Annotated in this window: 14 protein-coding genes and 1 pseudogene; 14 read left to right on the top strand and 1 reads right to left on the bottom strand. The window is 61.3% G+C overall.

Annotation, left to right across the window (positions count from 1 at the left end; genetic code table 11):
• From EN914_RS09685 to tgt, 7 genes and pseudogenes are all read left to right on the top strand, one after another.
• A pseudogene (locus EN914_RS09685) lies at positions 1 to 113 on the top strand (phosphopantetheine adenylyltransferase); the annotation flags it as partial.
• A gap of 109 nt (positions 114 to 222) precedes the next feature.
• Positions 223 to 717 (top strand): peptidylprolyl isomerase, encoded by a 495-nt coding sequence (locus tag EN914_RS09690; RefSeq protein ID WP_224619653.1) that lies wholly within the window; start codon positions 223 to 225, stop codon positions 715 to 717.
• Between the two features lie 40 nt (positions 718 to 757).
• The gene (locus EN914_RS09695; protein ID WP_013531825.1) at positions 758 to 1,270 is read left to right on the top strand and encodes a peptidylprolyl isomerase; all 513 of its coding nucleotides are present in this window, start codon (positions 758 to 760) and stop codon (positions 1,268 to 1,270) included.
• Between the two features lie 12 nt (positions 1,271 to 1,282).
• On the top strand, positions 1,283 to 1,732 hold the full coding sequence (locus EN914_RS09700; RefSeq protein WP_024503506.1) for a DMT family transporter: 450 nt from the start codon (positions 1,283 to 1,285) through the stop codon (positions 1,730 to 1,732).
• Complete coding sequence (queA, locus tag EN914_RS09705; protein WP_024503505.1) at positions 1,732 to 2,820, top strand: tRNA preQ1(34) S-adenosylmethionine ribosyltransferase-isomerase QueA; 1,089 nt, start codon at positions 1,732 to 1,734, stop codon at positions 2,818 to 2,820. Before EN914_RS09700 ends, queA begins: the two co-directional genes overlap by 1 nt.
• A complete protein-coding gene (locus EN914_RS09710; RefSeq protein ID WP_024503504.1) occupies positions 2,810 to 3,079 on the top strand; it encodes a hypothetical protein in 270 nt (89 codons plus the stop codon). The genes queA and EN914_RS09710 overlap by 11 nt, the downstream gene beginning before the upstream one ends.
• A complete protein-coding gene (tgt, locus tag EN914_RS09715) occupies positions 3,072 to 4,202 on the top strand; it encodes a tRNA guanosine(34) transglycosylase Tgt (protein ID WP_024503503.1) in 1,131 nt (376 codons plus the stop codon). The genes EN914_RS09710 and tgt overlap by 8 nt, the downstream gene beginning before the upstream one ends.
• Positions 4,203 to 4,206: 4 nt before the next feature.
• Here tgt and EN914_RS09720 read toward each other — a convergent pair whose 3' ends face one another.
• Positions 4,207 to 4,626, bottom strand: coding sequence for a DUF4864 domain-containing protein (locus tag EN914_RS09720; protein ID WP_013531820.1), 420 nt, complete (start codon positions 4,624 to 4,626; stop codon positions 4,207 to 4,209).
• A gap of 264 nt (positions 4,627 to 4,890) precedes the next feature.
• On the opposite strand from EN914_RS09720, the gene EN914_RS09725 reads away from it, so the two are divergent.
• The 7 genes from EN914_RS09725 to EN914_RS09755 form a co-directional block, all read left to right on the top strand.
• On the top strand, positions 4,891 to 5,127 hold the full coding sequence (locus EN914_RS09725) for an Lrp/AsnC family transcriptional regulator (protein ID WP_010909609.1): 237 nt from the start codon (positions 4,891 to 4,893) through the stop codon (positions 5,125 to 5,127).
• A 171-nt stretch (positions 5,128 to 5,298) separates the two neighbouring features.
• The gene (locus EN914_RS09730) at positions 5,299 to 6,711 is read left to right on the top strand and encodes a circularly permuted type 2 ATP-grasp protein (RefSeq protein ID WP_024503502.1); all 1,413 of its coding nucleotides are present in this window, start codon (positions 5,299 to 5,301) and stop codon (positions 6,709 to 6,711) included.
• A gap of 133 nt (positions 6,712 to 6,844) precedes the next feature.
• On the top strand, positions 6,845 to 7,786 hold the full coding sequence (locus EN914_RS09735) for an alpha-E domain-containing protein (protein ID WP_024503501.1): 942 nt from the start codon (positions 6,845 to 6,847) through the stop codon (positions 7,784 to 7,786).
• Between the two features lie 85 nt (positions 7,787 to 7,871).
• Positions 7,872 to 8,666 carry a transglutaminase family protein gene (locus EN914_RS09740; protein ID WP_024503500.1) on the top strand — a complete coding sequence of 265 codons (795 nt, stop codon included), beginning with the start codon at positions 7,872 to 7,874 and terminating at the stop codon, positions 8,664 to 8,666.
• A gap of 132 nt (positions 8,667 to 8,798) precedes the next feature.
• The gene (locus EN914_RS09745) at positions 8,799 to 9,530 is read left to right on the top strand and encodes a peptidase (RefSeq protein ID WP_013531816.1); all 732 of its coding nucleotides are present in this window, start codon (positions 8,799 to 8,801) and stop codon (positions 9,528 to 9,530) included.
• Between the two features lie 100 nt (positions 9,531 to 9,630).
• Positions 9,631 to 11,040 carry an aspartate aminotransferase family protein gene (locus EN914_RS09750; RefSeq protein WP_024503499.1) on the top strand — a complete coding sequence of 470 codons (1,410 nt, stop codon included), beginning with the start codon at positions 9,631 to 9,633 and terminating at the stop codon, positions 11,038 to 11,040.
• Positions 11,041 to 11,118: 78 nt separating this feature from the next.
• A partial coding sequence (locus tag EN914_RS09755) for a DeoR family transcriptional regulator (RefSeq protein WP_164778695.1) occupies positions 11,119 to 11,324 on the top strand: 206 nt, incomplete at its 3' end.

Below are 11,324 nucleotides of genomic sequence, written 5' to 3' on the forward strand. Positions count from 1 at the left end.
TGCGCCCCATTACCGCCACACTTGTCCGCCAGATTGCCTCTATGGGAGGCAACATCCGCCCCTTCGTGCCGGCGGCGGTTGCCGGTGCGCTCACCGCCAAATTCGCGAAATAAGATTCCGGAGATAGATATGCAGCTGAAAAAGCTCGCCTCGTTCCTCGTTGTGCTTGCCGGCCTTGTGACCGCATCGGTCTCGGCCTTCGCCGCCGACCCGGAAAACACCATGGTCATCACGCTGAAGGACGGAGACGTCACCATTGCGCTTCGGCCCGATCTGGCGCCAAAGCATGTCGAGCAGATCAAGAAGCTGGTGCGCCAAGGCGCCTATGACAACGTCGCCTTCCACCGCGTCATAGACGGCTTCATGGCGCAGACCGGCGACGTCAAGTTCGGCAATATGAAGAAGGGTTTCAGCGCCGAGGCCGTCGGCACCGGCGGTTCCGACCTGCCCGACCTGCCGGCCGAATTCTCGCAGACCGAACATTACAAGCGCGGCGTGGTCGGCATGGCCCGCTCGCAGGACCCCAATTCGGCCAATTCGCAGTTCTTCATCATGTTCGCTCCGGCACCGCCGCTCGACGGCCAGTACACCATCGTCGGCAATGTCGTCAGCGGCATGGAACTGGTGGATCACATCAAGAAGGGCGACCAGGCGGATAACGGCACGGTCTCCGACCCCGACCGGATGATCAAGGTGCGCATCGCCGCAGACAAGTAAAATTGTCAAATAACTCTGTTTTCTCAAAAGGATATCTGACATGGCCGAAATCAAGGACCGCGAGAACGCGCTCATCATGGAAACGACCAAGGGCACGGTCGTCATCGAACTTTTCCCCGACCTGGCGCCGGGCCACGTCTCCCGCATCAAGGAACTGGCTAGGGAAGGCGCCTATGACGGCGTGGTCTTCCACCGCGTCATCGAAGGCTTCATGGCCCAGACCGGCGACGTCAAGTTCGGCAATTCGAGCAAGCCTTCCTTCGCGCCGTCCCGTGCGGGCATGGGCGGCTCTGAGAAGCCGGACCTGAAGGCCGAATTTTCCAACGCCAACCATGGCCGCGGCACCTGCTCGATGGCCCGTTCGCAGAACCCGAACTCGGCCAATTCGCAGTTCTTCATCTGCTTCGACGACGCCGCCTTCCTCAACCGCCAATACACGGTCTGGGGCCAGGTCATCGAAGGCATGGACAATGTCGACAAGATCAAGCGCGGCGAGCCGGTGCAGGATCCCGACAAGATCGTGTCGCTGAAGGTCGCGGCCGACGTCAAGTAAGGGCAAACGACAATGATGGGCGTCGTCTGGTCGCTTCTCGGCATCCTATCCGGCGCCTTCATTGCCATTCAGGCGCCGATCAATTCGCAGCTGGCGCGCGGCCTGGGTCTCCCGGTCGCGGCGGCTGCGTTTTCGTTCCTGTCGGGCGCGATCGTGCTCGGCATTATCTCCGTTACGGTGGTGAAGCTGCAAGGGGTCTCGCTCGACTGGAAAGCGCCGGCGCCCTGGCTGTTCGTGGCCGGCGGCATGCTCGGCGGTTTCTATGTCACGCTGTCGACGATCCTGACGCCACGCATAGGTGCTGCCGCGCTGATGGCGTTTCTGGTCGCCGGCCAGTTGCTGGCCGGCATGCTCATCGACCGCGTCGGCTTCCTCGGCGTCGCGGTGCGTGAAATCTCGCTGGGACGCGTTGCCGGCGCGGTGCTGCTCTTGGCCGGAGCGCTGCTCGTCCGGCTCTACTGATGCGCGTCGATCTCTTTGACTTCGAGCTGCCGGAGGAGCGCATCGCGCTCCGCCCGGCGCAGCCGCGTGACAGCGCCAAGATGCTTCTGGTCAAGCCCGGCGAAGGGCTCGAGGACCGGACGGTTGGCGACCTGCCGTCCTTGCTCAGTGCCGGCGACGTGCTGGTGTTCAACGACACCAAGGTCATTCCGGCGCAACTCAAAGGCATAAGGCGGCGGGGCGAGGCGACGGCGCAGGTCGAAGCCACGCTGCATATGCGCATGGCGCCGGACCGCTGGCTGGCCTTCATGCGGCCGGGCAAGCGCATTGCCGCCGGCGACCGCATCCATTTCGGCCATGACGGCAATTCCTGTTTCCTCGGTCAGCTCGACGCCACGGTGATCGAGAAAGGCGAGGGCGGCGAGGCGCTGCTTGGCTTCGATCTGTCGGGGCCGTTCCTCGACGAGGCGCTGCACGCGGTAGGCCATATTCCGCTGCCGCCCTATATCGCCTCGAAACGCGACGACGACGAACGCGACCGGGCCGATTACCAGACCATCTATGCAAGCGAGGAAGGCGCCGTCGCGGCTCCGACGGCGGGCCTGCATTTCACGCCGGAGCTTTTTGCAGCGCTTGACGCCAAAGGCGTCGAACGCCGCTTCGTCACCTTGCATGTCGGCGCCGGTACGTTCCTGCCGGTGAAGGCGGACGACACCGCCGACCACAAGATGCATGCCGAGACCGGGTCGGTCAGCGAAGCCACTGCGGACGCCCTGAATGCCGCAAGAGCAAGGGGCGGGCGCATCGTTGCTGTCGGCACGACCTCGCTGCGTCTGCTGGAGAGTGCGGCGCGTGAGGACGGTACTCTGGCTGCGTGGTCCGGCCCGACCGATATCTTCATCACGCCCGGCTACCGTTTTCGCACCGCCGACATGCTGATGACCAATTTCCATCTGCCGCGCTCGACTCTGTTCATGCTGGTTTCGGCCTTCAGCGGCCTCGACACGATGCGCGCGGCCTATGCCCATGCGATCGAGAACCGTTACAGATTCTATTCCTATGGCGACGCAAGCCTGCTTTTCCGAGCGGAGACGAGCGATGGACGATGATCTGCAAGCCTTGGACCGCGATGCGCTGATCGCGGAAGTGAAAAAACTGCGCGCCGGCATTCGCCAGCACCGCGATTCCACCGGCCATGAATTGTGCTGGCATCACCCCGATCTGTGGGACCTGCTGCCGGAAAAAACCGAACCATCGATCGCCGTGCCGCCCTGGCCAAAATTCATGCGCGGCTGCATCCACTACCGCCAGTCGCTCGACAATCAGGCGCCGGACGCCCCGATCCACGACAAGGAATTCAATGGCTAAGCAGTTCAGCTTCAAGGTTCTGGCAATCGACGGCAAGGCGCGGCGCGGCGTGATCGACATGCCGCGCGGCGAAATCCGCACGCCGGCCTTCATGCCGGTCGGCACCGGCGGTACCGTCAAGACGATGTATATGGACCAGGTGCGCGGCGTCGGCGCCGACATCATCCTTGGCAACACCTACCATCTGATGCTGCGGCCAGGCGCCGAGCGTGTGGCGCGGCTCGGCGGCTTGCATGAATTCGCCCGCTGGCCGCATCCGATCCTGACCGACAGTGGCGGTTTCCAGGTCATGTCGCTGTCGAAGCTGAGAAAGCTGACCGAAAAGGGCGTCACCTTCCGCTCGCATATCGATGGCGCCGCCTACGAGATGTCGCCGGAGCGGTCCATCGAGATCCAGGGACTGCTCGATTCCGATATCCAGATGCAGCTCGACGAATGCACGGCGCTGCCGGCCGAAATGAAGGAGATCGAGCGCGCCATGGAGCTGTCGCTGCGTTGGGCCGAGCGCTGCAAGACGGCGTTCGGCGACCAGCCGGGCAAGGCGATGTTCGGCATCGTGCAAGGCGGCGACAACGCAGCGCTGCGGGTGCGATCGGCGCAGGCGCTGAGCGCGATGGAGTTGAAGGGCTATGCGGTCGGCGGCCTGGCCGTCGGCGAACCGCAAGCGGTGATGCTCGAGATGCTCGACATCACCTGTCCGGAGCTGCCGGCGGACAAACCGCGCTATCTGATGGGCGTCGGCACGCCTGACGATATCCTGAAATCGGTGGCGCGCGGCATCGACATGTTCGACTGCGTGATGCCGACACGGGCCGGCCGCCACGGCCTCGCCTATACAAGGCGCGGCAAGGTCAATCTGCGCAACGCCCGCCATGCCGACGATCCGCGGCCGCTCGACGAGGAAAGCGACTGCCCGGCCGCCCGGGACTACTCACGCGCCTATCTGCATCATCTGGTGCGCTCGCAGGAAGCGCTCGGCGCCATGCTTTTGACGTGGAACAACCTGTCCTACTACCAGAAACTGATGCAGGACATCCGCGCTGCGATCGAGGCTGGCACCTTCGAGGCGCGCGGCGCCGAAATCACCGAGGGCTGGGCGAGGGGCGATATCCCGTTGCTGTAAGGCCTCAAGTGCTGAGCGAATTCGAGGCGCGCAGGCTGCAGCCGGTGATCTGGAACGTGCCGTCGGGCTGCTGCTGCAGCGTATAGACCGCCTCGTAATCCTTGCCATCGGGGCCGACGATCAGCACCTGCTGGACGATCGAACCCGGACCGGTCTCCTCGACCTTGCCGAAGGAATAAGTCTGCGGCTTGCGCACCGGCGGATAGCCGTTGGTCACCATGTTCATGAAGGCATCGACGGTCGGGAAGATCCGCTTCACATTCGGGGCGGCGAAGCTGTAGGCGGTGGCGCCGTCATTGGCGATGAGGGCCTTTAGCTGACCGTCGATGACGGACTGGCCTGCCTTGATCTCGGCATCGCCGGCCAATGCCGACGACACCCAGAGGAATGGAACGACTGCGAATGCGAAAAAGGCGCGGCGCATGGCCTGTCTCCGTTGTCCCGCGAAACATCTTCCCTTGAAATGGTGCTGTCCGAAGACGCATCATAACATACGCTTGGCAGCGCATCGCGGTTTCAGCGATCGCGAATAATCGCTGGCGCTCGGCGGCAGGTTGCATGCTGGCGGAGAGCTGCGGCAGGTCGCAGCCCAGGCCTGGGCCGGCAGAGTACGAATTCCAGCGCTTGAAAGCCCGCCTCCAGTCTGCCAGAAGGGCCGCTGGACTTGGACGTTTAGCGGGACGAAGCCATGAAGGCGTTTTTCGTGCAGATCAAATGCGAGCTCGGCAAATCCTATGAGGTTGCCAGCGCGCTTGCCGATGCCGAGATCGCCTCGGAAATCTACTCCACCGCCGGCAACTACGATCTGCTCGCCAAATTCTATGTCGACGACGAGGAAGACGTCGGCCATTTCGTCAACGAAAAGGTGCAGATTCTCCCCGGCATCAAGGACACGTTCACCGTCGTCACGTTCCGTGCTTTCTAGCTGGTAAACGCATTTGCCCGGGCACGAGGCAAAGGCTGATCAAGGTCATATTTCAGCTGCCTCAATTTTAGGCAGGCGCAACATACTGATCGCCCGTATCTCCCAAATCACCGATTGCGCTTGATTTTCTCCGGCGACGCCAGTGAAATGGCGTCACAGGGGAGTATGCGATTGGCAGCGTTCGATGAAATGCTTCCGGAAGTCTCCGGATTGAGAAGACCGTATTCGGCGTATGATCGCTGGCTGAAGGAGCAGGATCCAGCCAGGCTGACCGAGAAGATGCAGGACGCTGAGCGCGTCTTCCGCAAGACCGGCATCACCTTCGCCGTCTATGGTGAGCAAGAAGCCTCCGAGCGGCTGATCCCGTTCGACATCGTTCCCCGCATCATTTCAGGCAATGAATGGCGGCGCCTCACGCAGGGCATCGAGCAGCGCGTGCAGGCGCTGAACGCCTTCCTCGACGACATCTACCATCGCCAGGAAATCCTGCGGGCAGGGCGCGTACCCAGGGAATTGATCGCCAGGAATGAGGCATTCCTGCCGGAGATGATCGGGGTCAGGCCGCCGGCCGGCGTCTATACCCACATCATCGGCGTCGACATCGTCCGCATCTCGGAGGACGAGTTCTACGTGCTGGAGGACAATGCGCGCACGCCGTCCGGCGTCTCCTACATGCTGGAGAACCGCGAGACGATGATGCAGCTGTTCCCCGAGCTGTTCCAGAAGATCAAGGTGCGGCCGGTGGAAAACTACCCGCAGCTTCTGCGCCAGTCGCTGGCGGCGGTGCGGCCGCAAAGCACCAAAGGTGCGCCGACCATTGCGGTGCTGACGCCCGGCAGCTTCAATTCCGCCTATTTCGAACACGCCTTCCTTGCCGACCAGATGGGCGTGCAACTGGTCGAAGGCCAGGACCTGCGCGTGGTCGACGGCCATGTCGCCATGCGCACGACGGAAGGCTACAAGCAGATCGATGTGCTCTACCGCCGCGTCGATGATTCTTTCCTGGACCCGTTGACGTTCCGTCCGGATTCCGCACTTGGCATACCCGGCATCATGGATGTCTATCGCGCCGGCAACATCACCATCGCCAATGCGCCGGGCACCGGAATAGCCGACGACAAGGCGATCTATTCCTACATGCCCGAGATCATCGAGTTCTACACCGGTCGCAAGGCAATCCTGGGCAACATTCCGACCTGGCGCTGCTCGGAGCCCGACAGCCTGAAATACGTGCTCGAACACATCGACGAGCTGGTGATCAAGGAAGTGCACGGTTCCGGCGGCTACGGCATGCTGGTCGGGCCTGCGGCAACCAAGAAGGAATGCGAGACCTTCGCCAAGAAGTTGGCGGCCAAGCCATCGAATTATATTGCCCAGCCGACGCTGGCGCTGTCGACATGCCCGATCCTGACGGAAAAAGGGCTGGCGCCGCGCCACGTCGATCTCAGGCCCTATGTGCTGGTCTCCGACCGCATCCAGATCGTGCCTGGGGGCCTCACACGCGTCGCGTTGAAGGAAGGTTCGCTGGTTGTGAACTCGTCGCAGGGCGGCGGGACGAAAGATACTTGGGTGTTGGATGATTGAGACGAGTGAGTAGGGAATAGTCAGTAGTCAGTAGCGGAAATAGAGGGACAGGAAATGCCATATTTCATTGAGATTCAATTGCTTAATATTCACTGCTCACTATTCGCTACTCACTAGCCCGAAGGGCCACTTCATGCTTTTAGGCCGCACCGCAAACGGGCTCTATTGGATGAACCGCTATATCGAGCGGGCGGAAAACATGGCGCGCTTGGTCGATGCCGGCCTGCGCATGGCGCTGACCCGCACCCAAAGCGCCTCGGAAGAGTGGAATTCGGTGCTGCTCAGCGCTGGTTCCGACGTCACCTTCAGCCAGAAATATTCCGACTATACCGCCGCCAATGTCGCCGACTTCCTGTTGCGCGACACGTCGAACCCATCGAGCACGATGTCGTCCATCGAGACAGCCCGCAACAATGCCCGCATGGTGCGCACCGCGCTGACGCGCGAGACCTGGGAAAGCATCAACGAAGCCTGGATGGCGCTGAAGCGGATGCTGGCCAAGCCGATCGACGAGCGCGACCTGCCAAGCGTGCTCGACGCCATCAAGCGCGAGACGGCGCTGATCCGCGGCTCGTTCTACGGCACCATGCTGCGCAACGAGATCTTCGACTTCTCGCAACTCGGCACTTACGTCGAGCGCGCCGACAACACGGCGCGCATCCTCGACGTGAAATATTATGTGCTGCTGCCGTCGATCTCCTGGGTTGGCTCGACGCTCGACAATTATCAGTGGGAATCGATCCTGCGTTCGGTCTCGGCGCATCGCTCCTATCGCTGGGTCTACGATGCTGATTACAAGCCGACCAACATTGCCGACTATCTGATCCTCAATGTCCGCATGCCGCGTTCGCTGATGTTCTGCTATCGCTTCCTGTCGGAGCATCTGAAATTCCTCGGCGACGATTACGGCGAGCGCCATGCCTGCCACGCAACGGCCGAGAAGACGCAGACAATGCTGAGAGCCGGGTCGATCAAGGATATCTTCGATACCGGGCTGCATGAATTCCTGGCCAATTTCATTCGCGACAACACCAAGCTGGGCGACGAAATCGCACAAGATTATCGGTTCAATTGAGCATGGTCCCGAAAGGTGGAGCCGGTTTTCTTAGACAAACGGAAACCGTTTGTCCGGAGATCGTGCTCACAAACGGAATAGAAGCATGCGGCTGAAGATTACCCACCGAACTGAGTACCGTTACGATACGCCGGTGCACTATCTGTTGCAGCGGCTGCGGCTGCTTCCAGTCAGCGGGTCGACGCAGACCGTTCTGTCCTGGGCTCTGGCGATCGAAGGCGCGCGCGAAGAGGTCCGCTTTGTCGACCATTTCGGCAACGACACAAGGCTGTTGAGCGTCGAGGGCGAGCGCGACTTCATCACGGTGGAGGCGTCGGGCGAAGTGGTGACGCGCGACACCGCGGGCGTCTCGGGGCCACACCAGGGCTTCACGCCGCTCTGGCTGTACAGCCATGAGACACCATTGACGGTGATCGGCAGCGGTATCCGCGAACTCGCCGCATCGGTTGGCAAGGGCAGCGACATCGAACGGCTGCACCGGCTGATGGCTGTCATCGGCGAGCGCGTTGTCTACACGCCTGGCACCACCAATGCGACGACGCCGGCGGAGGAAGCCTTGGCGCTCAAGACCGGGGTCTGCCAGGATCATACCCATATCTTTGCCGCCGCCGCCCGCGCCATGGGCTTTCCGGCCCGCTATGTCAGCGGCTATCTGATGCTGGATGCGACGGTCGAGCAGGCCGCAAGCCATGCCTGGGCCGAAGCGCATGTTTCGGGTCTCGGCTGGGTTGCCTTCGATGCCGCCAATGGCATCTCGCCCGACGAGCGTTATGTAAAGGTGGCGACGGGCCGCGATTACCGCGACGCGACGCCGGTGTCGGGAATTCGGCTGGGACAGGCGGAAGAACAGCTTGCGGTCACCGTTACGGTGGAGCAGTAATCCTCGCAAGATTGCTGCCGAGCGATTCATCGTTTCAAGGAAACGCCGAACCGCTCTATCCCCTTGTTTTAACGCAATTCCGGACGGAAAACCGCTTCACACTTTTCCTGGAATTGCTCTAGAAGAGATTCCATGACCTATTGCGTTGGCCTGAAGATCGACCGCGGGCTCGTGTTCATGTCCGACACGCGCACCAATGCAGGCATGGATTCCATCTCCACCTTTCGCAAGATGCATGTCTGGGAAGAGCCGGGCGAACGCGTCATCGTTTTGATGTCGGCGGGCAATCTGGCGACGACGCAGGCCGTGGTCAGCCTGCTTGACGAGCGCACCAAGGCAATCTCCGAAAGACATTCCACACTGCTCGAAACGCCCTCGATGTACCAAACGGTCCGCATTGTTGGCGACACGGTCAAGGAGGTCATCGCCAATTCGTCACCCGCTGGCGAGAAGGCGGATTCCTATTTCAATGCGTCCTTCATCCTCGGCGGTCAGATCAAGGGCAGCGAGCCGCGCCTGTTCATGATCTATCCCGAAGGCAATTTCATCGAATCGACCGATGACACGCCGTTCTTCCAGATAGGCGAGACCAAATACGGCAAGCCGATCATCATCCGCGCCTACGAAAAGACGATGAGCCTCGCCGAGACGGTGAAGCTGCTTTTGGTGTCGTTCGATTCGACGTTGAAGTCGAACCTGTCTGTCGGCTTGCCGCTCGACCTGCTCTTCCTGGAGAAGGACGCTTTCAAGGTCGGATTGAAGAAGCGGATCGGTCAGGACGACCAGTATTACCGTACGATCTCCGACGGCTGGTCGAATGCGCTGAAGACGGCTTTTGCCAGCTTGCCGGATTTCCCTGGCTGAGGCGTGCGGCATCTCTTGCTGGTTGCATATATTTCACGCGTTAATTAATAAGAGACCAACCGCGACGGATGGTAGCGATGGATCATGTCGGGAGGACAGGATGAACAATGATGATTTCCGGCAATGGTCGCGGCGCGCCGCCGACTGGGGCGCTGACTATCGCAACAATCTGCGCGACCGCCCCGTGCGGCCACTGGTAGAACCCGGCGCCGTTTCCAGAAGCATCGAGGTTTCGCCGCCCGAAGACGCCGAACCGATGGACCGGATCTTCGCCGATTTCGAAGAGAAGATCCTGCCGGGAATGACGCATTGGCAGCATCCGCGCTTCTTCGCCTATTTCCCGGCCAATGCGGCGCCGGTTTCGGTGGTGGCGGAATATCTTGTTTCGGCGATGGCCGCGCAATGCATGCTGTGGCAGACGTCGCCGGCGGCGACCGAACTCGAAACGCGCACCGTCGACTGGATGCGCCAGGCGCTCGGTCTGCCGGAAGGCTTCTCGGGCGTAATCCAGGATTCAGCCTCATCGGCGACGTTGGCCGCGGTGCTGACCATGCGCGAACGGGCACTCGACTGGCAAGGCAACAAACAGGGCCTGGCAGGGCAGGCGCGGCTGCGCATCTACTCCTCCGACCAGGTGCACACGTCGATCGACCGGGCGATCTGGGTGTCCGGCATCGGCGAGGACAATCTCGTGCGCATTCCCGTCAGCGGCCGCTTTCGCGCCATGGACACGGCCGCGCTCGAGGCGGCAATCGTCGCCGACCGGGAAGCCGGCATGCTGCCGGCGGGCATCATCGCTTGCGTCGGCGGCACCAGCACTGGCGGCACCGACGACATTGCTGCGGTTGCCGAGGTGGCACGGCGGCATGGGCTTTATCTCCATGTCGATGCCGCCTGGGCGGGATCGGCGATGATCTGTCCGGAATATCGGCATTTCTGGACAGGCGTCGAAGGCGCCGATTCGATCGTTTTCAATCCGCACAAATGGCTGGGCGCTCAGTTCGACTGCTCGATCCAGTTCCTGCGCGACCCTGAAAGCCATGTCAGGACGCTGGCCATCAAGCCGGATTATCTGAAGACGCACGGTCATGACGGCATCATCAACTATTCCGAATGGTCGGTACCGCTCGGCAGGCGATTTCGCGCGTTGAAATTATGGTTCCTGCTGCGCGCCCATGGCCTGGAACGCCTGCGCACGATGATCCGCAATCATGTCGCGTGGAGCGAAGGGCTGGCGGCGCGGCTGGCAAGGGAGCCGGATTTCCAGATCGTCAGCGAACCGATGCTGTCGTTGTTCTCGTTCCGGCACAAGACCGCAACCGACGGGGACGAGCACAATCTGCGCCTTGTCAATGCGATCAACGACGATGGCCGCATCTACCTGACGCAGACGAAGGTTGATGGACTGATCGCAATCCGGTTCCAGGTCGGACAGTTCGAGGCGACCGCCGCCGATGTCGAAACGGCTTTTGTGGTGATTACTGAAATCGCACGTGGCCTGGGTCGCTGATTTCGTTAGCCGGCTTCTGCCTTTTCATCGGTTTCGTTTTCGACTATAGACAAGAAAAACGAAAACGGGAGGTTGCCCATGTATCTGTCGCCGCGCCATGCCGAGATTATCCAGATGGCCAAGGATCACGGCCGCGTGCTGGTCGATGATCTGGCCAACCACTTCAATGTGACGCCGCAGACCATACGCAAGGACCTCAACGATTTGTGCGACCAGCGGCTGCTCTCGCGCATCCATGGCGGCGCGCTGTACCCCTCCGGCATCGAGAACATGGAGTATGAGGC

Origin of the sequence: Mesorhizobium sp. M7A.F.Ca.CA.001.08.2.1, assembly GCF_003998455.1 — a bacterium.
GTDB lineage: Bacteria > Pseudomonadota > Alphaproteobacteria > Rhizobiales > Rhizobiaceae > Mesorhizobium > Mesorhizobium ciceri.

Bases quoted from the DNA above. Each gene is read 5' to 3' on its own strand.
- EN914_RS09690 (WP_224619653.1), top strand. From the start codon at position 223: ATGGTCATCACGCTGAAGGACGGAGACGTCACCATTGCGCTTCGGCCC.
- EN914_RS09720 (WP_013531820.1), bottom strand. From the start codon at position 4,626: ATGCGCCGCGCCTTTTTCGCATTCGCAGTCGTTCCATTCCTCTGGGTG.
- EN914_RS09735 (WP_024503501.1), top strand. From the start codon at position 6,845: ATGCTTTTAGGCCGCACCGCAAACGGGCTCTATTGGATGAACCGCTAT.
- tgt (WP_024503503.1), top strand. From the start codon at position 3,072: ATGGCTAAGCAGTTCAGCTTCAAGGTTCTGGCAATCGACGGCAAGGCG.
- EN914_RS09725 (WP_010909609.1), top strand. From the start codon at position 4,891: ATGAAGGCGTTTTTCGTGCAGATCAAATGCGAGCTCGGCAAATCCTAT.
- EN914_RS09740 (WP_024503500.1), top strand. From the start codon at position 7,872: ATGCGGCTGAAGATTACCCACCGAACTGAGTACCGTTACGATACGCCG.
- queA (WP_024503505.1), top strand. From the start codon at position 1,732: ATGCGCGTCGATCTCTTTGACTTCGAGCTGCCGGAGGAGCGCATCGCG.
- EN914_RS09710 (WP_024503504.1), top strand. From the start codon at position 2,810: ATGGACGATGATCTGCAAGCCTTGGACCGCGATGCGCTGATCGCGGAA.
- EN914_RS09745 (WP_013531816.1), top strand. From the start codon at position 8,799: ATGACCTATTGCGTTGGCCTGAAGATCGACCGCGGGCTCGTGTTCATG.
- EN914_RS09700 (WP_024503506.1), top strand. From the start codon at position 1,283: ATGATGGGCGTCGTCTGGTCGCTTCTCGGCATCCTATCCGGCGCCTTC.
- EN914_RS09695 (WP_013531825.1), top strand. From the start codon at position 758: ATGGCCGAAATCAAGGACCGCGAGAACGCGCTCATCATGGAAACGACC.
- EN914_RS09750 (WP_024503499.1), top strand. From the start codon at position 9,631: ATGAACAATGATGATTTCCGGCAATGGTCGCGGCGCGCCGCCGACTGG.